The organism is Collinsella aerofaciens, assembly GCF_015554145.1.
GTDB lineage: Bacteria > Actinomycetota > Coriobacteriia > Coriobacteriales > Coriobacteriaceae > Collinsella > Collinsella aerofaciens_AA.
This window is the reverse complement of the sequence record NZ_JADNHZ010000014.1, coordinates 17,044-43,958: the sequence shown is the minus strand read 5'-3', so window position 1 is coordinate 43,958 and position 26,915 is coordinate 17,044. Positions and strand designations below refer to the sequence as shown.

General features: G+C 59.9%; 23 protein-coding genes and 1 pseudogene. 8 read left to right on the top strand and 16 right to left on the bottom strand.

Annotated features, from left to right (window positions below; all coding sequences use genetic code 11):
- The first annotated feature begins 113 nt into the window (after window positions 1-113).
- The gene (locus I2E13_RS06910) at window positions 114-800 is read left to right on the top strand and encodes a DUF5710 domain-containing protein (RefSeq protein ID WP_117763553.1); all 687 of its coding nucleotides are present in this window, start codon (window positions 114-116) and stop codon (window positions 798-800) included.
- Window positions 801-856: 56 nt separating this feature from the next.
- Here I2E13_RS06910 and I2E13_RS06905 read toward each other — a convergent pair whose 3' ends face one another.
- Window positions 857-2,362, bottom strand: coding sequence for a Sau3AI family type II restriction endonuclease (locus I2E13_RS06905; protein ID WP_195404618.1), 1,506 nt, complete (start codon window positions 2,360-2,362; stop codon window positions 857-859).
- A gap of 165 nt (window positions 2,363-2,527) precedes the next feature.
- On the opposite strand from I2E13_RS06905, the gene dcm reads away from it, so the two are divergent.
- Window positions 2,528-3,790, top strand: coding sequence for a DNA (cytosine-5-)-methyltransferase (dcm, locus tag I2E13_RS06900; protein ID WP_195404617.1), 1,263 nt, complete (start codon window positions 2,528-2,530; stop codon window positions 3,788-3,790).
- A 125-nt stretch (window positions 3,791-3,915) separates the two neighbouring features.
- Window positions 3,916-4,407: a hypothetical protein gene (locus tag I2E13_RS06895; protein WP_195404616.1), complete on the top strand. Its 492-nt coding sequence runs from the start codon at window positions 3,916-3,918 to the stop codon at window positions 4,405-4,407.
- A 100-nt stretch (window positions 4,408-4,507) separates the two neighbouring features.
- Here the strand turns inward: I2E13_RS06895 and I2E13_RS06890 are convergent, their stop codons facing one another.
- On the bottom strand, window positions 4,508-5,974 hold the full coding sequence (locus I2E13_RS06890) for an ATP-binding protein (RefSeq protein ID WP_195404615.1): 1,467 nt from the start codon (window positions 5,972-5,974) through the stop codon (window positions 4,508-4,510).
- Window positions 5,975-6,508: 534 nt separating this feature from the next.
- Here I2E13_RS06890 and I2E13_RS06885 point away from each other — a divergent pair.
- The 4 genes from I2E13_RS06885 to I2E13_RS06870 all read left to right on the top strand — a co-directional run bounded on the left by I2E13_RS06885 (window position 6,509) and on the right by I2E13_RS06870 (window position 10,997).
- The gene (locus I2E13_RS06885) at window positions 6,509-9,547 is read left to right on the top strand and encodes an insulinase family protein (RefSeq protein ID WP_195404614.1); all 3,039 of its coding nucleotides are present in this window, start codon (window positions 6,509-6,511) and stop codon (window positions 9,545-9,547) included.
- Between the two features lie 146 nt (window positions 9,548-9,693).
- On the top strand, window positions 9,694-9,957 hold the full coding sequence (locus I2E13_RS11275) for a type II toxin-antitoxin system HicA family toxin (RefSeq protein ID WP_195404613.1): 264 nt from the start codon (window positions 9,694-9,696) through the stop codon (window positions 9,955-9,957).
- Window positions 9,950-10,279 (top strand): type II toxin-antitoxin system HicB family antitoxin, encoded by a 330-nt coding sequence (locus I2E13_RS06875; protein ID WP_022094981.1) that lies wholly within the window; start codon window positions 9,950-9,952, stop codon window positions 10,277-10,279. The genes I2E13_RS11275 and I2E13_RS06875 overlap by 8 nt, the downstream gene beginning before the upstream one ends.
- A gap of 121 nt (window positions 10,280-10,400) precedes the next feature.
- Window positions 10,401-10,997, top strand: a complete 597-nt coding sequence (locus I2E13_RS06870) for a 5-formyltetrahydrofolate cyclo-ligase (protein WP_195404612.1) — start codon at window positions 10,401-10,403, stop codon at window positions 10,995-10,997.
- A gap of 23 nt (window positions 10,998-11,020) precedes the next feature.
- On the opposite strand, the gene metA is transcribed toward I2E13_RS06870, so the two are convergent.
- A complete protein-coding gene (gene metA, locus I2E13_RS06865) occupies window positions 11,021-11,947 on the bottom strand; it encodes a homoserine O-acetyltransferase MetA (protein ID WP_117629029.1) in 927 nt (308 codons plus the stop codon).
- Between the two features lie 211 nt (window positions 11,948-12,158).
- Here metA and I2E13_RS06860 point away from each other — a divergent pair, with 211 nt between their 5' ends.
- On the top strand, window positions 12,159-13,136 hold the full coding sequence (locus I2E13_RS06860; protein ID WP_117797224.1) for an L-lactate dehydrogenase: 978 nt from the start codon (window positions 12,159-12,161) through the stop codon (window positions 13,134-13,136).
- Window positions 13,137-13,268: 132 nt separating this feature from the next.
- Here I2E13_RS06860 and I2E13_RS06855 read toward each other — a convergent pair whose 3' ends face one another.
- From I2E13_RS06855 to I2E13_RS06800, 13 genes and pseudogenes are all read right to left on the bottom strand, one after another.
- On the bottom strand, window positions 13,269-14,237 hold the full coding sequence (locus I2E13_RS06855) for an SIS domain-containing protein (protein WP_195404611.1): 969 nt from the start codon (window positions 14,235-14,237) through the stop codon (window positions 13,269-13,271).
- 144 nt (window positions 14,238-14,381) lie between these two features.
- A complete protein-coding gene (locus tag I2E13_RS06850; protein ID WP_195404610.1) occupies window positions 14,382-15,137 on the bottom strand; it encodes a GntR family transcriptional regulator in 756 nt (251 codons plus the stop codon).
- Between the two features lie 2 nt (window positions 15,138-15,139).
- The gene (locus I2E13_RS06845) at window positions 15,140-17,119 is read right to left on the bottom strand and encodes a RecQ family ATP-dependent DNA helicase (RefSeq protein ID WP_195404609.1); all 1,980 of its coding nucleotides are present in this window, start codon (window positions 17,117-17,119) and stop codon (window positions 15,140-15,142) included.
- Window positions 17,120-17,385: 266 nt separating this feature from the next.
- Window positions 17,386-18,105 carry a GntR family transcriptional regulator gene (locus tag I2E13_RS06840; protein ID WP_195404608.1) on the bottom strand — a complete coding sequence of 240 codons (720 nt, stop codon included), beginning with the start codon at window positions 18,103-18,105 and terminating at the stop codon, window positions 17,386-17,388.
- A 219-nt stretch (window positions 18,106-18,324) separates the two neighbouring features.
- The gene (locus I2E13_RS11270; RefSeq protein WP_229057870.1) at window positions 18,325-18,573 is read right to left on the bottom strand and encodes a DUF2179 domain-containing protein; all 249 of its coding nucleotides are present in this window, start codon (window positions 18,571-18,573) and stop codon (window positions 18,325-18,327) included.
- A gap of 129 nt (window positions 18,574-18,702) precedes the next feature.
- A pseudogene (locus tag I2E13_RS11265) lies at window positions 18,703-19,250 on the bottom strand (YitT family protein); the annotation flags it as partial.
- A 436-nt stretch (window positions 19,251-19,686) separates the two neighbouring features.
- Window positions 19,687-20,316, bottom strand: a complete 630-nt coding sequence (locus I2E13_RS06830) for an HAD family hydrolase (protein WP_161115153.1) — start codon at window positions 20,314-20,316, stop codon at window positions 19,687-19,689.
- 160 nt (window positions 20,317-20,476) lie between these two features.
- Entirely contained in the window at window positions 20,477-21,460 is a 984-nt protein-coding gene (locus I2E13_RS06825) for an SIS domain-containing protein (RefSeq protein WP_229025861.1), read from the bottom strand.
- A 199-nt stretch (window positions 21,461-21,659) separates the two neighbouring features.
- The gene (locus I2E13_RS06820) at window positions 21,660-22,493 is read right to left on the bottom strand and encodes a PTS system mannose/fructose/sorbose family transporter subunit IID (protein WP_022095160.1); all 834 of its coding nucleotides are present in this window, start codon (window positions 22,491-22,493) and stop codon (window positions 21,660-21,662) included.
- A 13-nt stretch (window positions 22,494-22,506) separates the two neighbouring features.
- Window positions 22,507-23,301, bottom strand: a complete 795-nt coding sequence (locus I2E13_RS06815; protein WP_022095161.1) for a PTS mannose/fructose/sorbose/N-acetylgalactosamine transporter subunit IIC — start codon at window positions 23,299-23,301, stop codon at window positions 22,507-22,509.
- A gap of 36 nt (window positions 23,302-23,337) precedes the next feature.
- Entirely contained in the window at window positions 23,338-24,261 is a 924-nt protein-coding gene (locus tag I2E13_RS06810; RefSeq protein WP_022095162.1) for a PTS mannose/fructose/sorbose transporter subunit IIAB, read from the bottom strand.
- Window positions 24,262-24,443: 182 nt separating this feature from the next.
- Entirely contained in the window at window positions 24,444-25,526 is a 1,083-nt protein-coding gene (locus I2E13_RS06805; RefSeq protein ID WP_022095163.1) for a DMT family transporter, read from the bottom strand.
- Window positions 25,527-25,757: 231 nt separating this feature from the next.
- The gene (locus I2E13_RS06800) at window positions 25,758-26,750 is read right to left on the bottom strand and encodes an SIS domain-containing protein (protein ID WP_117564961.1); all 993 of its coding nucleotides are present in this window, start codon (window positions 26,748-26,750) and stop codon (window positions 25,758-25,760) included.
- Window positions 26,751-26,915: the final 165 nt, after the last annotated feature.

Here is a 26,915-nt window from a genome sequence, read left to right as displayed (position 1 = left end):
GAGACCAACGCGTCTCGAACCCATCCGAGCCGCAGCTTCTCAGCAAAACGCCGCGATGTCTGCGCTCTGCGGTATCCTTGAGCCACTTGCACCTGCAGCACCAAGGAGCCGCCATGCGCACCGAGCTCGATGTCCCCTTTTCGCACAAAGAAGAAGCCAAGGCGCTGGGCGCCAAATGGGACCGGACCAAGAAGATCTGGTATGTACCCAGCGGCGTCAACCCCGAGCCCTTTGCCGAGTGGCTGCCCGGTGTTGACCGATCCGACCCCTCAGCGCCGTATATATATCTAGTACTGGGCAAGCGCGAGTGCTGGAAGTGTCACAAAGAGACCTCGGTCGCGGCCTTCGGCATTCCCTATCGAACCGATAACGACAAGAGCATCGCCATCGCACACGCGCCCAACGAAGCCGGGCACATTGTCATCGACACGGCCAACGCCAACGCACTCGCCATCGTGCCCGCTCTTGGCTGCGCGCCGGGCGAGATCCGCGACTACCTTCATAAGCGCTGCGGCTACAAGCCCGTGGGCGCGCGAGCCTCCAAAGCCCCGTCGCTCGGCAACACGTGCACCAGTTGCGATGCGCTGCAAGGCAGCCGCTATCTGTTCGAGGAGCCCTCATCCCCGTTTGCCCTCACTGCCATCAACAAGCTGCCGGCACTGGAGTTTGTGCGCGTCGAAGTTGCCGGCGTCTTTGGCGTCCCGGCTACGCGCACTGACTTTGACCAGGCGCTCTTTACCTGGGCACGTGACCATCACGCCGAGTTCCACAAGCAACTCGGTGAGGGGATTTATTTGTAGAGATGACATCGAGGCATTGAGGAGCAGGAGCTCGATCGTTAAACAATCCCAAAACGCTACAGCCCCAGAATGTGCTCCAGGTAACCCTTGTTGAACCAGAACGATTGCTTCGTCATCCAGCGCCCGTCGGGCAGTTCGTAAGCATTCCTTGCGATGTCACCGATATCTGTTCCATCGGCAAACTTGTAAGCCGCTTTTGACGTATGCGGGCGAACGTGGACAATCGGGTTATCCGCCATACCGGGCAGATTGTTGGTCACCTTGAGCTTTCCACTTGCATCCCGATACGGATTGAGCTCAACGCCCTTGCGAATGACCTTTCGTGTCTCGTCCCAGCAAGCCTTTGCGGGGCCTTCGATTTCGTTTGCCGGCATTGCCCAGAATAGGCAGCGGTCAAGGCGCCACTCCCCCTCGTGGTCCTCACGGAACACGACAAAGAAGAAACGGTTGGTCTCAAGGCGCGCACGGAAGGAAGACGTTTCCCAATCCTCATTGATTAGCTGCTTAAACTCAAACGGAGGGAAAGACATTGCCTGCTCGATGTGGCCATTTTTATTAACGCGAACAGTTCGAACGGAAATCCCCGCCTTAACGAACTCCTCGGCAGCATTGCTTTTTATGCCGAGCATTCGATAAACGAGTGTTGTCCATTGCGCTTTGTTGCCCGTATACTCCAGGCCGTACTGCTCCGCAATCTGGCGATCGGTCTCGCCATAGTGGCGCTCGATAAGCGCAGTAACGTAGCTTTCGAAATCAATGGACTCGTCGCCAGCCTGAACGATGCTTTCGCCGACGCGCGGTGCACCGAGGACATAGGTGTGGAGCACGTAGTCCATGTACGAGCGCTTGAGCGAAAAGGCACGACGCTTCGCGCGACGGCGCTCGATCTCGCCCGTATCGGTATTAACGTACTCGTAATACTGGTCAACCCACATTGTCGCTTCGGTTGCGCCCTTGGTGCAGGCACCTAAGTAGGTGGTCATACCCTCCGATAGCTCATCCGCGCGGCCATCTTGAATGTACGAAATAATCTTCTCATAGTCGGCGCGGATGATCTTCATGTCCTCTTCGGGCAGGCGAACCATGACTGCACGTTCAATGCGCTGGTCGTATTTATCGATGGAGCGGTCGCGGCCGTAGTAGATCAGCAGGATATTGCTGAGCTTGGTCTTGAGATGTGAGTTGTCATAATCAAGCGAAACCGGACGATCGTAAGGAATCATCGTCAGAACGAGGCGCTCGCCGGCAGACTTACGACCGTCTTTAAGCACGTCAAAACACGTTGCCTTGAGCTCGACGCCCGCCTCGGGAAAATCCGGTCGATCATCGCTGTTGGCCTTGTAGCCAAAGTATCGCTCCTCGATAAGGGTCCCCATACCGCCCTTGTACTTCTTAGACCCGAAGTCCTTGGGCGCACTCTCCCCCTCCGGCGCAATGCCAAGCTCGAGAATATCGCGAAAGGTCATGCCATCGAGATTGGCAGCGTAGCGCTCGATACTTGAGGGGTCAGAAAAATCAGTATCGTCAAGCATGCGCTTGAAATCGAGGTGCTTCTTGGGCATGGGGTGCCTCCGAACGTCGCAGTTAACTTCATGGTAGCCCATGACGTGCGCACATGCGGCAATAATGGACGTTCTCTGAGAGTGATAAAATCAAGTCTTTTTCTTATTTGAAGATCGGTTATCGTTGTTTGGTTTATGAACGTTCGTTATATCGATTGGAATAACATGTCAGAGGTCAAAATTGCCGAGCTTTTTGCTGGCGTCGGCGGATTTCGTCTGGGCCTCGAAGGCTATGCCGACCCTCGTTATCCCAATTTTTATATGAAACCCGCCGGCCCCTTCCGCACTATTTGGGCCAACCAGTGGGAACCGCCCGGAACCAAGGCGCGTCAGTTCGCCGCCCGTTGCTACATGGATCGCTTCGGTAATGATTCCGTTGTCAACGAAGACATCAATAAGGTCCTGGAGCAGGCCGAAGCCGGCGAGATTGAAATTCCCCGTGTCGACATGGTCGTCGGTGGCTTTCCCTGCCAAGACTACTCTGTCGCGCGTCCTCTCAATCAGGCACACGGCATCGAAGGCAAGAAGGGTGTCCTCTGGTGGGACATTTATCACTTCCTCGAAATGAAGAAGCCCAAGTTCGGTCTCTTTGAGAATGTCGACCGCCTGCTCAAATCGCCCGCGTCTCAACGCGGTCGCGACTTCGCCATCATCCTAAGCTGTCTTGCCGACCTCGACTACACGGTCGAATGGCGCGTGGTCAACTCTGCCGAATACGGTTTCCCCCAGCGTCGCAAGCGTGTTTATATCTTCTGCGAAAAAGGCGCTGGCAAGGTTGATCTCGTTGATCGCATGCACAACGGCGTCATGGCTAAAGCCTTCCCCGCCATCTATCCCGACGAGATGTCCGAGCTCGACGTTTTACCCGACCCCTACGAGAACTCAACTCGCTTTGGCGTCGGCCAAAAGACCTCTCAATTCAAGAATGCTGGCGTCATGCAGGGCTGTCATGTTATGACCTGCGACTTTGCCGAGGACTATCACGGTGAGCGCCACGTGCTTGGCGACGTGCTTGTCGACGAGGCTGATGTCCCAGAGCAGTTCTACATCTCCGACGAAAAGCTTCCCGACTGGCGCTACCTTAAGGGCAGCAAGCGCGAAGAGCGCACTAACAAAAAGACAGGCTTTACGTACACGTATTCCGAGGGAGCCATGAGCTTCCCGGATGCCACCGACAAGCCGAGCCGCACCATCCTCACAGGAGAAGGCGGCACGGGAGCGAGCCGCTTCAAGCACGTCATCGAATGTCCCGATGGCCGTTTCCGCCGTCTTGTTCCCGACGAACTCGATCAGCTTCAGGGATTCCCGAAAGGCTGGACCGATACGGGCATGACTGACGGCCATCGAGCCTTCTGCATGGGCAACGCACTCGTCACCGGCGTGCCCCATCGCATTGGCGAAGCTATGGTCGAAGTGTACGGCCTCTAAGGCAAGCAATCCGGAGCCGGCAGTTCACGCTGTCGACTCCATTTTTCCATCCCACTCCCCTGTATACTGATGTAGCACGTGTTTCGTCCGGGCTTGTTGGGCCGGATTGTTCATGGGAGGGTCTTATGGCTGCTTCGAATCCGCCTAAGGGAAGCGTTTCTTCTTCGTCCATCAAGCCGGTTACGCGCAAGGCCGTGCGTTGCCAGCGCGAGGTCGCTTGGCTTGTCACGCAGGCGGCGGGCAGGCTTGTGGCGACCACTCAGGACGTCAATGCGCCTACGCCGAGCTTTGTGTTAGCGGCGGCACTGGATTTTGTGCGCCAATTGGAGCTTGCCGCACAGGATGCCAGCGGCCACCTCGACTACCAGAATGTTATGGCGCCCGACCTGCAAACGTTCTGCCACATGGCCAAGTTGCCCGCCGCACCCAATGCGCTTTCGGACGCAGGCTACATGTTTACGCTCTCGAGCGCGAAGCTCATCCGCGACATCTATGCATACTGCAGCGAGCTCGCCGAGCGCCACGTCTTTGACGCGGCAGAAGTCAAGCCAGGATATGTCATCAAGCTGGTTCTTAGACTGTTCTTGATGGACGGGTTCGGGGCCATGCCGGCGTAAGCCGAGTCTTTAGCATCACCGTCGACTGGGCAACAACTGCTTTACCCTGGTGGGCGCCAATCGAGAGTCGATTAATGGGTCGCCTCGTCCACTAACGCATTTATTCCACGCGCTCTGACAGTCGATATTTGCGGTTGCGGCTTGTCGACGGCGCCGTCGGCTCAAGCTCACCCTGCGCAATGAGTGCATTGACGCGTGCCCTAACCTGGGAAACCGTGAGTCCCGTGCGCTCCGCCAGTTCGCGCGTCCCCAATTCGCCGTAGCGCTTGAGTGCCGTCATAATCAAGTCCCCGCCATGATCGACCGGCTCAACCTTTGAACGGTAAAGTACAACCTTGAACCGATCGAACCCCGGGCAGAACAGGGGCTCGGCCAGACCATGCGCGCGCATGGCATCGATCATCATCGGGATGCCCGAGCCATTTCCCTCAGCCGGCGAGCCTGCGCCATCCGGCAGTGGAACAATCGACATGAGTTTCACGAGCGTTGCATTACGGCATCGGGAGCTGCCGTCAAACAAGTTCTCGCGAGTCTTCCCTCCATAAAGGCCGCCGGGATTCGTCACCTCGATACGGTCGTCAAAAACGTCGACGGCGATCGATTGCCCACAGAACCGATCCCCGTATTCCCTGTGGATAACCGCGTTGGCGACTGCCTCGCGCAGGACCTCCTCGGGAATCTCCAGCGAGTCGATACGCGAGATGCCTTGGACGGTCGAGGTGCGGCGCAGGTTTTTGGCGACAGCCGCGACAGTATCCGAAATCATCTCGCCCAGGGTGCCCTCGCAGACTGTGCGGTCCATAAATCTTAGCGGTCCCGCAGCGCCCTTTTGAGTTCCCGCATGGACAGCCACATCAATGAAGAGCTTGGGATAGAACTGCTGAGGGTAAACGCCCGCGGCAAGGAGGCCGGCCTTGGTAACATTGCCCTGGAAGTCGAGGAGATTCAGGCGCTCCATCTTTGTCTTCTTGTCCGTCGCACCGCGCATCGCTCGAGGCGTCAACGAATAGGCACGCTCTATCGTGCGATCGACCAGCGACTCGTCGAGATCGCCCACACTCGTGCCGGGCACCGTATCGCGATCGCTAGGACTCGTCCGTTCGTATGACGACAGCGCCAAAACCTCGGTCGACGAAAGCGGCACGTCTTTGTCATCGACGCGCTTGTAGCTGCCGCCCTGGGCGCCCCGCTCTATGACATAGCAAGGCTTGCTCGACGGGTCGAGCTCCTCAATCGTGATGACCAGAACCACGGTGCCCTGGAGCTCCACGCGCTCAATGGTGTATTTGGGCGGATTGGCCAGCTTTCCGCGACCGCCGGCATCGCCCATGCCCGCCACGAATTGGTTGAGCACTTTCTCGGTCTCAAAGTTTGCAACTGGGACAAAACCCGCGCGCTCGCTCACTCCGAGTACGATGATGCCGCCGGCGGTGTTTGCGAAAGCGCTGACCGTTTCCCATACGTCGCGGGAAAGCGTCGTGGCGCTCTCCTTGACCTCGACGTTAAGATCGTCCGAGCCCATGCGCCTTAAAGACTCGAGCAGACCGACCAGCTCGTTTTCGTTCATCTGCACGTCCTTTCGCTCGATTCTGCGGGTGTACCCCAGACGGACACTTCTCATCTCTCGGTTATCTCTCATAAGTATCTCTCATCTTTCTGTTATCTCTCATATTAAAGATGAGTGAGAGATGAGAGATAGGATGTCTGCTAGTTGCTTCATTTAAACATGTTTTTGCTGGTAGAACAATCGATATTGAAACAATATCACGATTGCTTTTTCTCTATTCTGTTCAGTTATCTCTTATAATTATCTCTCGTCTTTCTGTTATCTCTCGTATTAGAGATGAGTGAGAGACGAGAGATACGTGAGCGTGGATTTTTGGACGGTCGGAAAATGAACGTGGATATTTGGACGGTTTTTGGGCGTTTTGAGGCTAATTCCGTCCGAAAAACCACTGTCATTTGGCGGGCGTCCGAATTTCCACGCTCGTGTGTCCGAAAATCCACGCTCATCCGGCAGATTGGTCGAGGGCCCCATATGGGTATACTCTCGAGGATTCGACTCGATTCGCCCCCGCTGGGGCGTCAAAGGAGACTGCATATGCCCACCACCTCAACCGACCCGCGCGCCGCTGCCGCCGCACTGCTGGTGCCCGGCACTACCTGCCACGGCTTTGCCGTCGAGCGCTGCGAGACCGTGCCCGAGCTCGACTCGGACGCCTACGTGCTGCGCCACACCGCCTCGGGCGCACGCCTGCTGTACCTGGCATGCGACGACGAAAACAAGGCCTTTGCCATTGGCTTTAAGACGCCGCCGGCCGATTCCACCGGCGTGTTCCATATTCTTGAGCACTCGGTGCTGTGCGGATCGGCCAAGTTCCCCGTCAAGGAGCCGTTTGTCGACCTGATCAAGAGCTCCATGCAGACGTTCCTCAACGCCATGACCTACCCCGACAAGACCATCTACCCCGTTGCCACCACCAACGAGCAGGATCTGTACAACCTGATGGACGTGTACCTGGACGCGGTGTTCAACCCGGCCATCTATACCAAGCCCACCATTTTTGAGCAGGAGGGTTGGCACTACGAGCTGGACCTGCCGGAGGGCGCCGAGGGCGAGGGCGACGGCAGCTCCGCGAGCCTGCGTGGGGGCACGCTGCGCTATAACGGCGTGGTGTTCAACGAGATGAAGGGCGCGCTGTCCGATCCCATGAGCGTGCTGGACGACGCCGTCAACGCCGCGCTCTATCCCGACACCGCCTATGCGCACGAGAGCGGCGGCGACCCGCGCGCAATCCCTGCGCTCACCTACGAGCAGTTCCTGGATACGCACGCGCGCCACTACAATCCTTCCAACTCCTACATCACGCTCTACGGCAACCTAGATATGGACCGCTCGCTGGCGTTTTTGGACGAGCGCTATCTGTCGCAGTCGAGTGCCGCAAGCCGCCGCATGGACGCCGCCGTTGCCGCCGGCGAGGACCCGTCCGCGCTGGCGCCTAATCCGCTGGACGTGCAAGCGCCTGTGACCTGCGAGTATAAGCGCGTCGAGATGGCCACCACGCCCGAGAACGCGCTGGTGGGCCTGGGTCTTGTGCTGGGCAGCGCGCTCGATCGCAAGCGCACGATCGCGGCGGATATCCTGTTTGAGGCGCTGCTGGGTTCCAACGAAGCACCGGTTAAGAAGGCCATTCTGGCCGCCGGCCTGGGCGGCAACGTGGTGAGCTACACCGCGGCCGAGAGCCTGCAGCCCTACGAGCTCATCATGTTGCAAAACGCGCAGCCCGGCGTGGCGCGCGAGCTGCGTCGTGTGTTCCAGGATGCCTGCCGCGACCTGTGCGAGCACGGCGTTCCGCGCGAGCGCCTGGAAGCCATCATCAGCAGCAACGAATACGATCTGCGCCAGCGCGACTACGGCATCGCCGACGGCGTGGCCATTGCGTGCGACGCGCTGAGCACCTGGCTCTACGATGACGACGCCGCGACGCTGGCACTCAAGTACGGCCCGGTGTACGAGGAGCTGCGCAGCGAGCTGGACGGCACCTACTTTGAGGACCTGCTGCGCGAGCTGGTGCTGGAGAACGACCACATGGCGCTCGTCGAGCTGGCGCCGGTGGACGCCGCCGAGGGTTCGGAGGGTGCCGAGGCCATCGAGCTGGCAGCCAAGCGCGACGCCATGACCGATTCCGAGCTGGCCGACGTGGTCGAGCGCACGGCCGCGCTGCGTGCCGCGCAGGAGGCAGAAGACACGCCCGAGGCCAAGGCCACGCTGCCGCGCCTGCGCGTGTCCGACATTGGCGAGGCGCGCCCCGAGTCGCCGCTGGTCGTAGACACGACCGCACCCATCCCCTGCCTGCGCCACGGCATCCCCACCAACCGCCTGGCCTACGCCATACAGTATTTCGACCTGAGCTGCGTCGCGTTTGAGGACCTGCCCTATGTGACGCTGCTCTGCCGCCTGCTTAAGCAGCTGCCCACGCGCGAGCACTCGGCCGAGGAACTCGACAACTTGCTCGCTGGCAAGCTGGGCTTTTTGAGCTTTACGACCGAAGTCATGACCCAGCCCGACGTGGACGGCGTGCGCCCCTACCTGCTGGTGAGCGCCGGCGCCCTGTCCGAGAAGATTGATGCACTGGCGAGTCTGCCGCGCGAGGTATGGTCGAGCACGCTTTTGGCAGATGCCGACACCGACCGCGTGCGCGACGTGCTCACGCAGATTCGCATTGGGCTTGAGCAGGGCTTTATCAACAATGGTCACTCGGCGGCGCTCGGCCGCGCGATGAGCTACAGCTCGCCTTCGGCCGTGGTGCGCGAGCAGCTTTCGGGCGTGGACTTCTACCTGTTCCTGCGCGATCTGCTCGACCACTTTGACGAGCGCCTGGACGACCTGCGCGCCAAGCTTACCGAACTGGCAGGCCGCATCTTTGTGGCCGATGGCTGCATGGCGAGCTTTACCGGCAGCGACGAGGACTTTGACGCGTACTGGGATGCCGCGGGCGACCTGGGGCTGGGTGCGGGCGATGGTGCCGGCCGCGACGCGCTCGTGGTGCCGGCGCCGTGCGACCGCCACGAGGCTTTCGTGATCCCCAGCGACATCTGCTTTGCGGCAAGCGCGTGCGACCCGCGTCGCCTGGGCATTGACGTGACAGGCACTTGGGCCGTGGCTGCCAACGCGCTCTCCTACGACTACCTGTGGAACGAGATCCGCGTGAAGGGCGGGGCGTACGGCTGCGGATTCCGCGCGGCAGGTGAGCGTCAGGCGGCGTTCTACACCTACCGCGACCCGGCGATCGATCCTTCGATTGAGCGCGTGGAGCGCGCGGGTGCATGGCTTGGCAGCTTTGAGCCCGACGAGGCCGCCTTTGAGGGCTTTATCGTGAGCTGCGTGAGCGGCATGGACGCGCCGGTGAAGCCGTACGCGCTCACCAAGCGCCGCAACACGACCTACCTGGCCGGGCTCGATCCGCATGCGCGCGAGGAGCGTCGCGCCCAGATGCTCGCCGCCACGCCCGGTGAGCTGCGCTCGCTCGGCGCCGACGTGACGCGCATCGCAGCCGAGTCGCCCACCTGCGTCTTTGGCGGCCGAGACGTCATCGCCAAGAGCAACGCCAACTTCAACGTAGTCGACCTGCTGGGCTAGCCACAGCAAGCAAAACCACCACAAAGGGGACAGGCACCTTTGTGGTGGTTCGAACACTTGTTCTATACGTACACATGTTCTATAGTATGGGTGATTGCATCGGATCTAAATTGCAACTAGAATATAGTTGCAGAATGTGAGGCGGGATGACTCGATCCGATAAACTCATCGCCCAGCTGCTTAGCTGTCCTTCAACGTATAGATTTGCTGACTTTCTTAAAGTTATGGCTTCATATGGCTTTGAAATGGGCAGCAAAGGCAAGACATCCGGATCGCGCGTTCGCTTCTACAGGCCATCAGATGGCAGGATGTTCGTAATGCACGCGCCTCATCCATCTGACGAATTGACAGCGGGGACCATTCGAAACATCGTTCGCTTTCTGCAAGATGTCGGAGGTAGTCATGAGTAACGTTTTGGCATACAAGGGTTATTTCGCCCCGGTCGAGTTCGATGCCGAACAGCATGTGCTAACAGGTATGGTCGCCGGCATTAGGGATGCAATCGTATTTGAAGGCTCCACGGCTGAAGAAGTGGAGCAATGCTTCCACGACGCCGTCGACGATTACCTTGAGTTTTGCGCCGAGAAGGGCAAGGAACCCGAGCGGGCTTTTAAGGGCTCGTTCAACGTAAGAACGGGCTCTGAGCTCCACAAGCAAGCAGCGCTGGCAGCAGCAAAGAAGGGTGAGTCACTCAATAAGTTTGTGACTGAAGCGATCGCTGCGGCGCTGTGAAGCCAACGTCGAGTCGAAGCCGCCACACAGGGCGCCTTTGTGGCGGCTTCGACGTTTGCCCAGATAAAACCTGTCAGAATAAACCTGTCCCTTTTTGGTAGGTTTGGGAGAGGGAGCCGGGATGGACAAGGCTGAGTTGCGGCGAGCGGTGATTGCTCGGCGCGATGCTCTTGATTTGGACTTGCAGGCGGCGAAGTCTGCTGATATCTGTGCGCGGCTGGTTGATCTGCTGGGCCGCTTGGATGCCGCGGCGCCGCACACCGTTGCCGTCTATGCCGCGATGGGTTCCGAAGTCGACCCAGCCGCGTTTGCCGCAGCTGCCGCCAAACGCGGCTGGCGCGTGGCCTATCCGTGCATGCTCTCGGCAGCCGAAGCCGCAGCTTGTGGCCAGCGCATGTGCATGCGGGCAGTTGCTGCCGGCGACGCGGACGCGGCCCCGTTTATCGCCCACCCCACGCAGGCCTTTGCGGCCACGGACATCGACAGCAACCGCTTCCCTATCGTCCCTGCCGAAGCACTCGACATGATCGTCGTGCCGCTCGTGGCCTTCGACCAAACCGGCGCGCGCCTGGGCTACGGCGGCGGTTGTTACGACCGCTACCTGCCTATGCTCTCGCCCGCATGCCAAATCATCGGCATCGCCTTTGACGAGCAGCGTGTCGACCACGTTCCCACCGACGCCCACGACCTGCCGCTACCCCACATCATCAGCGCCTAACGGCTGGTGCACCTCCCGGCGGCCTAGTGCTCCTCGCCGGCGCGGGCCAGGTCGTAGGGCGTGGTCTGGTAGACGTAGTAGTTGAGCCAGTTGGTGTAGAGCAGCTGAGCCTGGCTGCGCCAGACGTTGCGCGGCTCGGCGGTGGGATCGTCGCCCGGGAAGTAATGCGCCGGCACCTGAGGGTTGAGCCCGCGCTTCACGTCGCGCTCGTACTCCAGGCGCAGCGTGTCGGTATCGTACTCGGGATGGCCAAAGACAAAAAAGCGGCGGCTGTCGGTCGACTTGACGATATACAGGCCTACCTCGTCGGATACGGCCACGACCTCGAGCTGCGGCTCGGCCTCCACGTCCTCGCGGCGCACATCGGTGTTGCGCGAATGCACGGCATAGAAACGGTCGTCGAAGCCGCGGACCAGCGGGCTTTGCGGCTTCACCAGATAATGCTCAAATACGCCGCTCGCCTTTGCCGGCAGGTCGTACTTCTGGATACCGTAATGATGGTACAGGCCGGCCTGCGCGCCCCAACAAATGTGCAGCGTAGAGTGCACGTGCGTGGTGGACCAATCCATGATCTGGCAGAGCTCGGGCCAGTAGTCGACCTCCTCGAACGGCATCTGCTCCACCGGCGCGCCCGTGATGATCAGGCCGTCGTAATGGATGTCGCGGATGTCGTCGAACGTGCGGTAGAACGTCTCCAGGTGGCCGGCGCTCACGTGCGTGGCCTCGTGCGTCTTGGTACGCAGCAGGTCCACCTCCACCTGCAGCGGCGTGTTGGAGAGCTTGCGCATGATCTGCGTCTCGGTGGCGATTTTGGTGGGCATGAGGTTGAGGATGAGCACGCGCAGCGGACGGATGTCCTGGTGCAGCGCGCGGTACTCGGTCATGACAAAGATGTTCTCGCTCTCGAGCTGCGCGGCGGCAGGGAGGGCGTCGGGGATGCGAATGGGCATGGATGCTCCTTACGAGTCAGTTGCAGCTATGGTACAACGACCGGCCCCATCCGCGCGAGCACATCGCCCGGCGATGTCGCCGGCGGCCCAAATCACTCCAAAAGTAGAGATTAAAGCATGTCCCAAAAATCTACTTCGCTTTAGCCTAGCAAAGTGACGGCAGGAGGCTACAATGGTTCGACGCGAAAAACTCGGCCGAAAGGATACATATATGTACCAGACGCGTAAGATCGGTGTGGTCGGCCAGGGCCACGTAGGAGCACATGTCGCCAACAGCCTGCTCATGCAGGGCATTGCCGACGAGCTGTACCTGTGCGATATCAACGAGGCCAAGGTGACGTCCGAGGTCCAGGACCTGCGCGACTCCCTCTCGTTTGTCCCGTACAACACCAAGATCGTCAACTGCTACGACCACTACGAGGAGCTGGCCTGCTGCGACGTCATCGTCAACGCCGCCGGCAAGGTCGCGCTGGCCGCCGGCAACCGCGACGGCGAGCTGTTCTTTACCACCGACGCCGCCCGCACCTTTGCCAAGCGCATCGTCGACGCCGGCTTTGACGGCATCTTCGTGAGCATCTCCAACCCCTGCGACGTCGTGTGCACCGAGCTGTGGCACCTGACCGGCTACGATCCCAAGAAGATCATCGGCTCGGGCTGCGGCCTGGACTCCGCCCGCCTGCGCACCGAGATCTCCAAGAAGGTCGGCGTGAGCCCCAAGTCCATCGACGCCTACATGATCGGCGAGCACGGCTTTAGCCAGCTTGCCGCCTTTAAGGCCGCAACCATCGCCGGCAAAAACCTCAACGAGCTTCAGGCCGAGAACCCCGACAAGTACTCCTTTGACCACATGGAGGTCGAGGAGCTCGCGCGTAAGGGCGGCTATGTGACCTACCAGGGCAAGCAGTGCACCGAATACGCCGTCGCCAACTCCGCCGCGCGCGTCTGCGCCGCCGTGCTGCACAACGAGCACGCCGTGCTTTCCGCTTCCACGCTCATGACCGGCCAGTATGGCGAGGAGGGTATCTTTACCTCCCTGCCGTGCGTGATCGGTGCCGAGGGCGTCGAGGAGGTCTACACGCTCGACCTGTCCGAGTACGAGCTCGAGGGTTTCCACAAGAGCTGCCAGCACATCCGCGACAACATCGCCCAGCTCGACTGGTGGGACACCGAGGCCTACGACGCCAAGTAGGCCATAGGCTGCCGCAACCTTGCGAATCTAAACGCGATACTAAGCGGGCCGCGCCGGAAATCCCCGGCGCGGCCCGCTTTTTTGACTCACGCAGTGCCCTTGCGAATCGAAGGTGAATGCTTTTCCCGGTACCTAGTACTGCTCGACGCCCATGTAGCGACGGACCTCGGGGCTGTGGTCAAACACCTTGCCGCGGGCGGCGCGCAGCTCGCAGCTCATGTTGTAGAAGAAGATCGGCTCCAGGTACGAACGCACGCTGGCGGGCACGTCGCCTACGCCGTACTCGAGCGCATCGAGCACCATGACCGTATCGGTGTGCGTGTTGAGAAACGCCAGCGCGCGCTCCTCCATGGGGCGGCACTCGCCCGCGCCAAGCTGCACAAAGTAGAACACGCCGGGCTCGGTAGCCTCGAACGGGCCGTGGAAGTACTCGCCGGAGTGGATGTAGCAGCAGTGCTGCCACTGCATCTCCATGAGCGAGCAGATGGCCATGGCGTAGGTCTGGCTAAAGTTGGGGCCGGATCCCAGGATGTAGAAGAACTCGTGCTGCTGGCAGAGCTCGGCAAAGCGATCGCCCAGCTCGGCGTTGACCTTCTCGCGGGCAGCGGGCAGCAGCGCATCCATCTGCTTAAGGCCGGCGTACATGTCGGCAAGCGCCTCGTAGCCCTCCTGCTGGTCGAGCAGCTCGGCAGCCATCAGGACGCCGATACCCTGCGGTACCTCGGCCTGTGACACACCCTCGCCCCACGGATAGACCCAGGTGGTCCACTTGCCGTTATCAATCTTGGAGCCCTCGCAGTCGGTCATGGCCACGACCTCGGCGCCGGCTGCCAGCGCCATCTCGCAACCGTCGACGACCTCCTGCGTATTGCCGCTGTGGCTGCAGGCGATGACGAGTGACTTCTCGCCAAGACTCTTGGGGGCCATCAGGCAAAACTCGCGCGCCGTGTAAACCGTCGAGGCAAACGTGGTCGCCTCGCGCTTGAGCAGCTCGTTGGCCGGCATCAGGTCGATCATCGAACCGCCGCAGGCAATCCAAAAAACGTTCTCAATCTTGCCCTTGCGCTCGATAATTTCCTGAATCAGATCATGTGCGTTCATCCTGATGTTCCTCCTTGTGGGGCGGCTTTGAGCGACGACAGCTCGTACCTGCGGTCGTTCTATGTTGTCCTATTTATAGCACGCAAGCTGTCGCAGGTGAAGTCATCGCGGCAAATTTGTTCTATGTTGTTCTATCTATGGACGTTAGATGTCGAAGACGTAGCGCGAGCCCACGATCTTTTGGCGGCCGAGCAGTAGAGGGCGCCCGTCGGCGTCGGTAAAGTAGGCCTCCATATAGAAGAGCGGCTCGCCGACCGGCACCTCCAGCAGCGGGGCCGCCTGGGCATCCGCCAGCGCAATCTCCACGGTGCAGGGATCGGACTTGAGCGGCGCGCGGCCCGAGTGGTCGGCAACGAGCGCAAAGATCGAGTTATCGGTGAGGTCCTCGGCGGCCAGCGTCTGCAGGTAGGGATGGTCGGCGAGCACAAAGGCGTTGTTCTCGAGCATGACGGGGATGCCGTCGGCCGTGCGCACGCGCTCGACCACGATAAGCTCACTGCCGGGCTCCACGCCAAAAAACGCCGCGTCCTCGCGCGTCGCCGCAACCACCGTGCGCGACACCAGGCGCGCTCCGGCCACCATATCGTTGGCAGCACAACCCTCAGTAAAACTCTGGACGTCACCCTTCTGGCGAATCTTGCGCTTGAGCTTGGGCGCGCACACAAACGTGCCCCTCCCCTGCTGGCGGCTGAGATACCCCGCGCGCGACAGCTCCTCGATGGCGCGGCGCACGGTGATGCGTCCCACGCCGTAGGACTTCGCGAGCTCCATCTCGGAAGGAATACGCGAGCCGGCCGCGTACACGCCGCGCGCGATCTCGCCCTTTAGGTCGTCCATGACCTGCTGGTACAGCGGCACGGCGGATACTTCAGTGCGGTCGGTTTTATCGTCGAATGCCATCGTTACGCTCCATCCCGCGCATGCTCGGACTCAAATTCTTCAATCGCCGCCATAAACTGCTCGCCAAAGGCGTCGGCCTTTTTCTCGCCGATGCCGTTGACCTGGATCAGCTCGTCGCGCGTCTGCGGGCGCAGGCGGCACAGGCCGCGCAGAGCCTTGTCGGAAAAGACCATATACGGCGCCATCTCCAGCTCGGTCGAGATCTCCTTGCGCAAGGCACGCAGGCGCTCGAACAGCTCGGCATCGTCGCCCACGCGCGGGCGCTGATCCAGCTCAGCCTCCTCGCGCAGCAGATCCACCGCACGGCGGGCGCGAGCCGAGGCCTTGCGCTTGGACGCGCGACGCTTAACGGTAAAGGCGAACGCCTCATCCTCGACCTCGCCGGCACGCGGGCCCAGCCCAACGACCGGGTACTGCCCCTGCGAGGTGGCCAAATAACCGCGGCCGCACAGCTGGCCGATGATGTCCTTGATGCGCCCGACCGATTCGCTCGACAGCTCACCGTAGCCGCGGTCCTCGTCCAGATGCATCTGGCGAATGCGCTCGGTGTTGCCGCCGTGGAGCACGTCGGCGATCAGCGACTTGCCAAAACGCATGGGACGCGTGGCCACATAGCGCACGGCAGCGCGGGCCATATCGGTGACGTCCTCGACCTCGAACTGCGTGAGGCAGTTGCTGCAGTTGCCGCAGCCCTCGGCTTCGTCCGTGGCGGTGCCGCCCGCGGCGGCTGCCGCATGCTCGGCCGCGGCCTCGTCGCCAAAGTAGCGCAACATGTATTCGCGCAGGCAGCCGGTGGTATTGCAGTAGCCCTCCATCTGGCTGAGCAGGCGATATCGATTCTGGAGCGCCCACGCGCGCTGCTCGTCGTCGAGCGCCTCGTCGGCAGCATCGCCGCGGTCGATCAAAAAGCGGCGCATGCGAAAATCGTTGCCGTTCCACAGCAGGTGGCAGCTGGCCGGATCGCCATCGCGGCCGGCGCGGCCCGCCTCCTGGTAGTAGGCCTCGATGCTCTCGGGCACGTTGTTGTGAATCACGTAGCGCACGTTGGGCTTGTCGATGCCCATGCCAAAGGCGTTGGTGGCAACCATCACCTGGATATCGTCGTCGATAAAGGCGCGCTGGCTTTGGCGGCGGGCGTCATTGCCCATGCCGGCATGGTAGCGGCCAACGCGAATGCCGCTGGGGCCCAGCGCTTCGGCAAGATCGCCTGCCAGCGCATCGACCGTCTTGCGGGTCGAGCAATACACGATGCCGCTCTCGCTCGAATGCGCGATCACGTAGTCGCGCACCCAGGCGGTCTTGGCCTTGTCGCCCATCTCTTCGCAACCAAAGTAGAGGTTCTTGCGATCGAAGCCCGTCACCACCGTCGCCGGGTTTTGCAGGCCGAGCATCTGCTGAATGTCCGTGCGCACGCGCTCGGTCGCCGTAGCGGTAAAGGCCGCCACGATGGGGCGCTGCGGCAGGGAATCGATGAACTCGCGAATCTGCAGGTAGGCGGGGCGGAAATCCTGGCCCCACTGGCTCACGCAGTGGGCCTCGTCAATGGCCACGAGCGGAACGCCGATGCCGCCTTCGGCCGCAGCTTCCTGCGCAAAGGCCAGAAAGCGCGGCTCGAGCAGGCGCTCGGGCGCCACGTACATAAGCTGGTAGCGGCCCTCGCGCGCCCGCTTGAGCACGGTATTTTGCTGGGCCGGAGTAAGGCTGGAGTTGAGATAGCTGGGTCGCGCGCCCGCCGCGAGCAGCGCACGGGTCTGGTCCTCCATAAGGGAGAGCAACGGACTCACCACAAAGGTGATGCCGGGCAGCATGAGCGCGGGCACCTGGTAGCAAATGGACTTGCCGGCGCCTGTGGGCATAACACCCAGCGCATCGCGACCGGCAAGGATCGCATCGACCATGCGGTCCTGCCCCGGGCGAAACGAGGTGTAGCCAAAATAGGCGCCGAGCGTGTCGAGCGCCATCTGCTGCATGCTATCGGTCATGGTTTCCTAACGTCCAAGTCATCTGCCGCCGATTATACGCCGCCACGCGGACCGGTGCCGCACGGCCACCAGCGATGGGCTACGCAATCCGGAGGGAACGAGCGTGGATTTTTGGACACTTTCCGGATGAGCGTGGATAATCTCCCACTTTGGGCCCGTCACCAAGCCAAAAACGGGAGATTATCCACGCTCATTCTGCAGATTGCCGCTCTGGCGGGCTTGCAGCGTCGAGCCGTTGCGCGGTTTGGAAAACCGCGCAACTAGAGCTACATCACCATGACGTAGCGGCTGCCCACGTAGTACTGCTTACCCATCAGGACCGGCTCGCCATTGGGGCCGATAAAGCCGGCACGCAGATTGAGCAGTGGATCGTGCGGAGCAATGCCCAACCCGGCCGCCTGCTCGGCGTTAGCGCGAACGGCCTCGACCGTACGGTAGCCAACCGAGACAATCGGCGTTCCGCCAACACGCTCGACCTCGGCAAAAATCGACTTGTCCTCAAGATCGGCCGTCAACAGCTCACGGTAGGCGTCAAACGGCACAAAGATGTTCTCCTCAAAGATGGGCTCGCCGTCGGCCGTACGCACGCGCTTGATATGCAGTAGCAGCGCATCCTTCTGCAGACCAAAGAACTCCATCTCGTTTTGGCGCGCCGGAACGATCTGGCGATCGACCACGTGCGCACCGGCCTTCATGCCGTTGCCGGCACACAGCGCGGTAAACGTCTGCAGCGTCGAGGCATGGAACTGACGATTGATGTGCGGTGTGGAAACAAAGGTGCCGCGGCCCTGTTGCTTAACCAGGTAGCCATCGGAGCACAACTCCTCGACGGCGCGACGCACCGTAATGCGGCTCACGTCGTACTGTTCGGCAAGCTCGAGCTCGGACGGAATACGCTCCTTGGGTGCATAAACACCTTTCTCGATCGCATCTTTGATTTCGTCATAAATCTGCTGGTAAAGCGGTGCATTTTTGGGTGCAGGCATATCTAATCACTCTTATCGAAATATCGAAATAACTAATACGTATATAACGTCTAGTTTCATGTTACCTCATATTGATAAAACGATACACCCCACCTACCAAAAAGCGACAGCTTCATTTTGGTAGGTTTTATCTGGTCAAACGAGAGCCCCTCGAAAGCAACGGGGCTTTCGGGGGGCTCATTCGAATGGGCTGCGCTTGACCGGCAAAAAGCCAAAACCCTACTTGCCGTCGTCCTGCTGCAGACTATCCTGCTCGCTGAGGCGCGCCTGCCTGCAGGCCATGCGCGCGGGCTTGTCGGGATCGGGTACGGCCGTGGGCATGGGCTCGTCAACATGACCGCCCCACCAGCCGCCCACAAAGTTGAGCGTGTGGAACACGTTGATCACGGCGCCGGGATCAATGTCGCATACCAGCTTGATAATGTCCTGACTCTCGTAGGTCGAGACAACGGCGTGCAGCAGGTACATCTTTTCGCGGCTGTATCCGCCGATGACCTCGGCACAGCTAATGCCGTGCTGAAAATGGTCAACATAGGCAGTCATGACCTCGTCTGCCTTGCGCGTCGTGATCTGCAGCGTCACGCGGTCGTAGCGACGATAGAAACTGTCGATGGTCTTGGTCGAAATAAACTGGAACACGATGGAGTACGCCGCATTGTCCCAGCCAAACATAAAGCCAAAGATCGCCAAGATAAAGCAGTTGAAACCAAAGATAACGCCCCAGATGGTCTTGCCCGTGTGGTTGGAGACCCACAGCGCGATAAAGTCGGTGCCGCCGGTAGATGCGCCGGACTTGAGCGCGATGGCAGCGCCCAGACCCGAGACCACGCCACCAAAAATGATGAGCATGATCTTGTCGCCCAAAAACGGGGCGAAATGAAAGATGTTGAGGAACAGCGATGAGAGCACAACTTGCATCATAGAGAAGATGACGAAGCGCTTGCTAATGCCGCTCCAGCATAGGAGCCCACGGGGATGTTGAGCGCGAGCATACCGAGCGAGATGTCGATGTGAACGCCGCCGAGCGAGGTAACGCGATCGAGCAGGACCGCGACGCCGGTAAGACCGCTCGGAAGCAGGTCGGCGGGCCGAATGAACGCCTGGATCAGGAATGTCTGGAGAACGGCGGAAATGGTGACCGCCACGGCGGTAATGGCGCGGCGGACGATGGTAAGGCGGCCGAGCACGAGCACGCGGTCCGTGAGCTGATCGATGGCATTCGCCACGTAGGCTCCCTTCGAAGGCAGATGTAGTTGTGGGGCATGCCCGCGATTGTAGCATGGAGCGTGCGGGGGCGCTTCAATTCAACCTCCCTCGACAACCAAAACGGGACCAGCAACCCCCACGACCAAAGGGCAAAATTCCAAGTGAGTAGACTTTTTACGATCTGCCGAGCACACCCAAAACCGCCACCCCTGTGACCTGCGGTTTTACAAAGGAAGATATGCATTGTGCTCGGCCTGCGCCAAAAAGTCTACTCACTTAGTCCGAATCGAAGCCAAACGGATCAAAATCGAAACCAAATTGAGCCAGTCCACCGCAAAAAACGTTTGAACCCGTGCTTCTCGCGGCGGATTGACACTACAAAGCGGCCAAAATGTCGGTCAGATTATCAATAACGGCATCGGCTCGCGATTGATCGAGGTTGACGCCCTCGTGCGGACGCAGTGCCAGGACGCGGGCGCCGGAACGTTTGCCAGCCTCGATCCCCAAAGGCGAATCCTCGATAACCAGGCACTCGGCAGGCTCCACCCCCAGCGCCTCCATGGCACGCAGGTAGATCTCGGGGTCGGGCTTAAACGCACTGCACTCGTGACCGCTGATGGTGTAGTCCAGCACATCGGCGATACCGGCAATCTCTACCAGCTCGTCAATGAGCTCACGATAAGACGAGCTCGCGATGGCACACTTCACGCCGCGCTCGTGCAGTGCGCGCATCACCGGCTCCGTCTGCTCGTTGAGCAGCTCGGCATACGGAACGGGGTGGTCCGGGCTGTAGACCTGCTTGTACTCCACGCGAAGGCGCTCGCGCAGCTCAACATCGTCGGGCACCAGCGCCTCCCAAATGGCCGGCTCGTTAGACCCCGAAAGATCGGGGATCTCGTCAAAGTGGAACCCCTTCTCCTCCATAAACGCCACGCGACGACGGTTGTAGAACCACTCGGTATCGACCAGCACGCCGTCCATGTCAAACAGCACTGCTTTGATCATACGCATCTCCTCCCACCTGCCAAATAGAGACAGGTTTATTTTGGTAGGTTTTATCCTGGGTTTTGCGACGCGACAGGCGTGCCCTCCCAAGAGCAAAAAAGGGGACGGGGCGCAAACCCCATCCCCTCTCAATCAACCCGTAAGGTCTACTTACTTGTGATTAGTAGGAAAGCTTCCACATGTAGCGACGCATGGTCAGCGGGTGCTGACGGGCCTCGGCGATCTGGTTGCCGTACTCGCGCATAACGGCGAGGTGCAGCAGCGGGTTGAAGTAGGTGACGACGCTCGCGGGCACGGCGTCAGCCAGGCCGTAGTCCTTGGAGTCGATCAGAGCGACCTTGGCGCCCATGCGCTCAAGGAAGGTGAGGGCGCGGGCGTCCATCGGACGGGTAGCGCCATCGGACATGAAGAAGACGTAGGGCTTACCCTCGGTGGAAACCTCGAACGGGCCGTGGAAGTACTCGCCGGTGTTGTAGGCGGCGGCGTCGATCCACTGCATCTCGGTGAACAGGAAGGCGGCGTGAGAGTAAGCCATCTTCTCGGAGGCACCAGAGGCCATGAAGTAAATCATCTTGTCGTCCTTGAAGTCCTCAGCGAACTTCTTGGCGAGCTTCTTGCAGGACTGAGCAGCGTTCTCGCAGAGATCGAAGACGTTGGTGAGGCCGGTGATCATGTCGTCGTACTTGTCATAGCCCTCGGTCTGCTGAAGGATCTCGAGAGCAAGAGCGATGGCATAGCCGGGCTTCTCGCACTTGGCAGCGAAGTTGGCGTGGAAGCCGTGAACGATGACGTAGTCGGCGTCGACGGTCAGAGCGGAGCCAGCCTTGTTGGTGAGGGAGACGACCGGGCAGTTGTGCTTCTTGGCGGTCTTGTTGGCCTCGACGGTCTCGGGCGTGGAGCCACCGAGGGAGCAGGTGATCACGAAGGTGTGCTCGTTGACCCAGGAAGGCGTGTCATAGTTGAACTCGTTAGCGGTGAAGATCTGAACGTTCAGCTTGTCCGTGTTGTTGGCCAGGAAGTACTTGGCGGGGTACAGGTCGGACATGGAAGCACCGCAGCCGACGAAGGCGACACTGTGGATCTCGTGGTTGGACAGGACGTCAGCGACGATCTGCTTAGGGAGGTTAAGGTCGATCTCGTACATCTGACACATTCCTTTCGATTTTTGCGGCGCCACATTGCCGGGCGCTCGCAGGGTTACCGTGATTTGGACCGAGTCGCCGGCCCGTTGAGGATGCGACAAAGGGACTGTCCCATTGTCGCATTTTGGGGATGGAAGCCTGCCTGGGGTATGGGATGCCAGGCAGGCCCCCGGGGGAAAGCGGTTAGACGCTTGGTCGCGACTAGGCCAGGATGCCGGCCGCGGAGAGGGCGATGCCGCCCACGATGGCGATCACGAGAAGCCAACCGGTGTTGACGTTCTTCTTGATGAGCCAGTACATAAGGCCAGTGAGGCCAAGGGAGATCATCTGGGGCATCATGCCGTCCAGGATGTCCTGGATAACGACGGTGCCCTCAGCGAACTGCAGCGGGGTGGTGGCGCCGATCAGCGTGGCGATCATGCCGCCTACGGACATAAGACCCACGATGCCGCAGACATACATGAGCTTCTCCATGAGGTCGCCGCCCTGAAGCTTGCTCAGGTACTCGTGGCCGCCCTGATAGCCCATCTTGGCTGCGAACCAAGTGATCAGCACAGAGGGGACGATGGAAATGAGCATGGCCAGGATCGGGCCCATGATGGAGCCCTGCTGAGCCAGCTGAACGCCCAGACCAAAGGCGATAACACGGATGGTGCCCTGGAAGAAGGAGTCACCGATGCCGGAAAGCGGGCCCATAAGGGAGGTCTTGACCGCGTTAATCGAATCGGGGTTGAAGTTCTCGGGATCCTTGGCGTACTCCTCCTCCATGGAGGCGGTGAGGCCCAGGATAAAGGCGCTCGTCTGCGGGGTGCAGTTGTAGAACGCCATGTGACGGTGGTAAGCCTCTTTCTTAGCAGCGAGCTGCTTGGGGTCGGACTCGTCCGGATAGAGGCGGTCGAGCGTGGGAACCATGCCGTAGAGGAAGCCCATGTTCATCTGACGCTCGTAGTTCCAAGAGGCCTGGATGGCCCAGGAGCGCCAGAAGAACTGGCTGACCTTCTTGTTCAGGGACACGTCCTTGGTTGCGGTTGCCATAGTGTGTTCCTCCTTAGTCTTCGTCGTCTTCGAGCGGATCGTAGTCGGAATCGACACCGGCGGCTGCATGGGACCCGTTGAACTTGAAGCCCATGAAGACGACAGCCAGGCACACACCGATCAGAGCGACCGCGATGACGGACAGGTTGAGGTAAGCGGCGAGCAGGAAACCGATGAACAGGAACGGAGTCATACCCTTCTTGATCATCATGGTGAGCAGCAGGGCCAAGCCGTAGGCGGTCATGATCTTGGTCGAAACGTTAAGACCAGTGGACAGCCACTCGGGAACCATGTTGACGATGGCCTGAACCAGGTCGGTGCCAACAAAGACGGCGAGGAAGATCGGCAGGAAGTACATGATGGCGTACAGACCGGAGCCGGCGCAGATGTGCATACGATAGGCGGTCTTGAACTTTCCGTTATCGATCGCGCTATCTGCCACATGGGTGAGGGCGGCGATGATGGAACGGAACACGATGCCGAGGAGCTGACCCAGGACGGCGACCGGGATGGCGATCGTCATGGCGGTCTCGGCAGAAGCATCGGTCAGGCACGCAAAGGCAGCGGCCACGATGCCGCCCAGGACCATATCGGGCGGAACGGCGGCGCCGACCTGCACCAGGCCCATGGACACGAGCTCGACGGCGGCACCGACGGCAAGGCCGGTGGGCACATCGCCCAGCAGCAGACCGACGAGCGTAGCGCCAACGAGGGGCTGCTCGAAGTTAAGACGACCGAGCAGGCGGGAGTCCCACATGCAGAACACGCCGACGAGGCCGACGAGCACCGCACTGATGAACGTATTCATACCCTTCTCCTTTCAGTCAGGCAAAAGCCTGGTTGATTACAGCTTGGCGTCGATGTCGACGCTCTGATACGTAGGGGTCTGCTGGACATAGAGCTTGATGCCCATGTCGAGCAGCTGGTTGACGTCGGCCTTCTGGGTGGCGTCGAGGAAGACGGAGCTGTCCTTGCCGCCGACCTGATCGGCACCGTCGTGGTTGGCGGTGGCGCCCAGGTTGATGGCGTCGAGCTTGTAGCCCTGACAGAACTGCAGCATCTCGGCAGTGTTGCCAAAGACGAACATGACGCGCTCGCCGAGGGTGTTGAGCTTATCCATCTTGGCGAGGGCACGCTCGACGGTGAAGACGTTCAGGCGCACGCCCTGGGGCTTGGCCAGCTTAAGAGCGCCCTTCTTGATGTCATCGTTGGCGGCAGCGTTGTCGACGACGATGATGCGCTCGGCCTGAACCTTGGTGGTCCAAGTAAAGACGACCTGGCCGTGCAGCAGACGGTAGTCAAGACGTGCGAGGACGATCTTGGCGGGACCGGAGCTGTGACGGGACGCCTTGGCCTTCTTGGCGGGAGCCGCGGCGGCCTCGACCGGTGCGTTGGGGTTGGTCAGACCGGTGCGGGCCTCATTGATGAGGGCCGCGAGCTCGGCGCCCTTGACGGGGGCGGGGCTCATAGCAAGCGTGAGCGCCAACGGGATGTTGAAACCGCTGACAACCGTGAACTTCGTGCCGTTCTTGGAAAGCTCGACCATGTTGTTGTTGACCGAGCTGCCGAGCATATCGGTCAGCACATAGACGGTGTCGTCCGCGTTGAACGTGGCGATCATAGCCTCAACCTTATTGGTGATGGGCTCCTTGTCGTCACGAGCAAGCGACACGACGTGGACGTTCGACACGTCGCCGAGAACCATCTCGAGCGTGTCTTTGGCGCCTGCGGCCAGGCCGCCATGAGATGCGAGAATGATCTGATTCATCTTGCCTCCTCCTTTTCGTTATGGTCATTATAACGTCTTATACGTTGCTTATATTGCTAATTAGTATAAAGACCGTTCGCGGGTGAAAATCGACCGTTGACGGGTTTAACGTACTCGAAACGTTGGACTGGGTAGGCCGGCGCTAGCTGGATAACCCCAGGTCAGACCCTGCGCGCAATCCCCTATCGCACGAAGTACCAGGGGCTTTCCTGTACGGTGGGTTCCAGCGCAATGCCGGTGCGTTCCTTAAACAGATCCATGTCCTGAGATTTTTCGGTCCACCACGCGTTGGGCTTAAAGGTCATGCTCTCAATGACATGACCGACAAACACACTGTTGCGCAGCTTGGAGAAGTCGGTGTTCATAATCAGGATGGACGCGAGCACCAACACGATGCCCAGGACTTTAATCGCGCCGGCGGGCTCGGCGTAGACACCAATGCCCACCAGTACGGTGACGACCGTCTCGAAAGACATTACGACGGGAACTTTCGATGTCTCGAGCCCCATGGACAGACCCTGCATATATAAGATGTAAGCAACGGCTGTGGGGATGAGTCCAAAGCCAAGGAACAGCAGCAGCAGCTGTGGCGACATTGCCGCGGCGACATCCGGCCACGGAGCCGCGATAGCTGCCATAACCGCACCGCCAAAAACAAAGCCCCAAAACGTGACAGCCAGCGGGTGGACCGTCTTGGTTGCTATTCGGCTAAACACCGCGAGCGACGCACCACAAAGGCCTGCAATCACGCCCGACGTGACGCCCCAAACCGAAAAATGAAAACCGGAAAGGTCGCCATTGGTCACTGCAAGCACGCAGCCTACGATGTTAAAGACAATGGCAACGAGCTTGTTGGGGGTCACGTCCTCGCGATAAAGCACGCGGCCGAGCATGACGCCAAACACCGGCGAGGTGTAGAGCAGCACCGAGGCCGTGGACATGCCCACCTCGCCCATGCACTCGTAATAACAGGTGTTGGCGGCGGCCAAACCGACGATGCCGACAAGCGCACAGGGAACAAGCTCTTTAGGGCTTGCCTTGAACAGGGCCAGCGGACCCTGAGCCACGGTAGACCCCTCACCCGGACGGCAGCCCATAAACATCAGGACCGGCGCCAAGATAAGCGCTCCGACCAACAAGCGAAAGGCAGCCATGCTCTGGGACGAAACGCCCATGGCCGAGATGCCGTTTACAAAGATTCCGATGCTGCCCCACATAAGCGCGGCGATCAGCACCAGCACATAGCCCAGATTGCTTTTCTTCAACGCAGCCTCCTCGATATTGTTTCCAATATGTTTCGTACTACGTTATAGTCGTTATATACATTTTTCAAGACACAAATCGGCGAGCGGATAAGTGATCCGTTTTCCTCCGCCCCCAGCGGATTACTGGGCGGTTGCGGTGAAATAGTTCCTAAATAGAGGCTTCAAGCCCCCAAGCAGGAACTATTCCACCGCAACTTATGAGGACATCGAGCTGTTAGGCCGCCCTATCCCCTAGTAGTCCAGCTTCCACATGTAGCGGCGCGTCATGTAGTCCTTGTGGGTGACGGCGGAGAGCGCACGCATGTAGACGTTGTTGAGGATCGGGGCAAAGATCAGGTGGTTGAAGTACTCGCTCACGCTGTCCTTGATGTCGTTGAGGCCGAGCTCCTTGGCGTCGAGCTGGTAGACGCGCTCACCACCGTACTGGTTGACAAAGCGAATGCCGCGCTCGTCGTTGCAGCGGCTGCGGCCGACGCTGATGAGCTGGAACAGCGAGGTACGCTTGTCCAGGATCTCGAAGGGACCGTGGAAGAAGTCGCAGGTGTTGATGGTGCAGGAGTCGATCTGCAGCATCTCCTGCACGTTGCAGATGCTAAAGACGTAGGCGGCACCAAAGAGCGGGCCCTGAGCCATAACGTTGATGCAGGGCTTGTCGGCGTTCTGCTCGGCCCACTTGGCAGCGAGCGGACGGGTGTACTCGACAGCCTTGCGATAGATGGGGTCGACCAAGTCGAAGGCGGCCATAGCGGCCTCGTACTCGGCATAGCCCTCGGTCTGCTGCGTAAGCTCCATAGCAATCATGGTCACGACGGCGGAGTTGGTGCGGCCCATGCAGGACTCGTCGATGGCCAGGCTGTCGTACTGGATCTTGTAGTCGCAGACCTCGGTGAGGCCGGACTCGTCAACATAGATGGCGATGGTGCTGGCGCCGTGGTTCTTGGCGACCTGGGCGGCGACGATGGTCTCCTTGGTGCCGCGCATGGACACGACGACGGCCAGGGTGTTCTCGTTGACGTAGGCAGGCGTGGCGTGCACGAACTCGTTGCTGGTGTAGCTGGAGCTCACGACCTGCGTGGCCTCGTGCTCCATAAAGTACTGGGCAGGATAGTTGCCGCCGTTGGATCCACCGGCGCCAATCCACACGACGCGCTTGATGCCGCCCTTGTCTGCCTTGTCAGCCAAAACCTGGGAGACGACGTCCTTAACCTGTTCCTGAGTAGTCATCGTGCATCAGCCTTTCTTCTCGTTTGATGCTCTCGATGGCATACAAGTTACATACATGTTTTGGTTATGTCGACTAGTTGTATGCTATATTTGTCTTAGTAAATTTTGCTGGTAAAGTTTTCGGCAAGCCATTACCAGCGGTTTTGTTGTCATGTTGGATACATG

Excerpts from the sequence above, each read along its gene's own strand:
- I2E13_RS06910 (WP_117763553.1), top strand. The coding sequence starts at position 114 with ATGCGCACCGAGCTCGATGTCCCCTTTTCGCACAAAGAAGAAGCCAAG.
- I2E13_RS06905 (WP_195404618.1), bottom strand. The coding sequence starts at position 2,362 with ATGCCCAAGAAGCACCTCGATTTCAAGCGCATGCTTGACGATACTGAT.
- dcm (WP_195404617.1), top strand. The coding sequence starts at position 2,528 with ATGTCAGAGGTCAAAATTGCCGAGCTTTTTGCTGGCGTCGGCGGATTT.
- I2E13_RS06895 (WP_195404616.1), top strand. The coding sequence starts at position 3,916 with ATGGCTGCTTCGAATCCGCCTAAGGGAAGCGTTTCTTCTTCGTCCATC.
- I2E13_RS06890 (WP_195404615.1), bottom strand. The coding sequence starts at position 5,974 with ATGAACGAAAACGAGCTGGTCGGTCTGCTCGAGTCTTTAAGGCGCATG.
- I2E13_RS06885 (WP_195404614.1), top strand. The coding sequence starts at position 6,509 with ATGCCCACCACCTCAACCGACCCGCGCGCCGCTGCCGCCGCACTGCTG.
- I2E13_RS11275 (WP_195404613.1), top strand. The coding sequence starts at position 9,694 with ATGACTCGATCCGATAAACTCATCGCCCAGCTGCTTAGCTGTCCTTCA.
- I2E13_RS06875 (WP_022094981.1), top strand. The coding sequence starts at position 9,950 with ATGAGTAACGTTTTGGCATACAAGGGTTATTTCGCCCCGGTCGAGTTC.
- I2E13_RS06870 (WP_195404612.1), top strand. The coding sequence starts at position 10,401 with ATGGACAAGGCTGAGTTGCGGCGAGCGGTGATTGCTCGGCGCGATGCT.
- metA (WP_117629029.1), bottom strand. The coding sequence starts at position 11,947 with ATGCCCATTCGCATCCCCGACGCCCTCCCTGCCGCCGCGCAGCTCGAG.
- I2E13_RS06860 (WP_117797224.1), top strand. The coding sequence starts at position 12,159 with ATGTACCAGACGCGTAAGATCGGTGTGGTCGGCCAGGGCCACGTAGGA.
- I2E13_RS06855 (WP_195404611.1), bottom strand. The coding sequence starts at position 14,237 with ATGAACGCACATGATCTGATTCAGGAAATTATCGAGCGCAAGGGCAAG.
- I2E13_RS06850 (WP_195404610.1), bottom strand. The coding sequence starts at position 15,137 with ATGGCATTCGACGATAAAACCGACCGCACTGAAGTATCCGCCGTGCCG.
- I2E13_RS06845 (WP_195404609.1), bottom strand. The coding sequence starts at position 17,119 with ATGACCGATAGCATGCAGCAGATGGCGCTCGACACGCTCGGCGCCTAT.
- I2E13_RS06840 (WP_195404608.1), bottom strand. The coding sequence starts at position 18,105 with ATGCCTGCACCCAAAAATGCACCGCTTTACCAGCAGATTTATGACGAA.
- I2E13_RS11270 (WP_229057870.1), bottom strand. The coding sequence starts at position 18,573 with ATGTACCTGCTGCACGCCGTTGTCTCGACCTACGAGAGTCAGGACATT.
- I2E13_RS06830 (WP_161115153.1), bottom strand. The coding sequence starts at position 20,316 with ATGATCAAAGCAGTGCTGTTTGACATGGACGGCGTGCTGGTCGATACC.
- I2E13_RS06825 (WP_229025861.1), bottom strand. The coding sequence starts at position 21,460 with ATGTACGAGATCGACCTTAACCTCCCTAAGCAGATCGTCGCTGACGTC.
- I2E13_RS06820 (WP_022095160.1), bottom strand. The coding sequence starts at position 22,493 with ATGGCAACCGCAACCAAGGACGTGTCCCTGAACAAGAAGGTCAGCCAG.
- I2E13_RS06815 (WP_022095161.1), bottom strand. The coding sequence starts at position 23,301 with ATGAATACGTTCATCAGTGCGGTGCTCGTCGGCCTCGTCGGCGTGTTC.
- I2E13_RS06810 (WP_022095162.1), bottom strand. The coding sequence starts at position 24,261 with ATGAATCAGATCATTCTCGCATCTCATGGCGGCCTGGCCGCAGGCGCC.
- I2E13_RS06800 (WP_117564961.1), bottom strand. The coding sequence starts at position 26,750 with ATGACTACTCAGGAACAGGTTAAGGACGTCGTCTCCCAGGTTTTGGCT.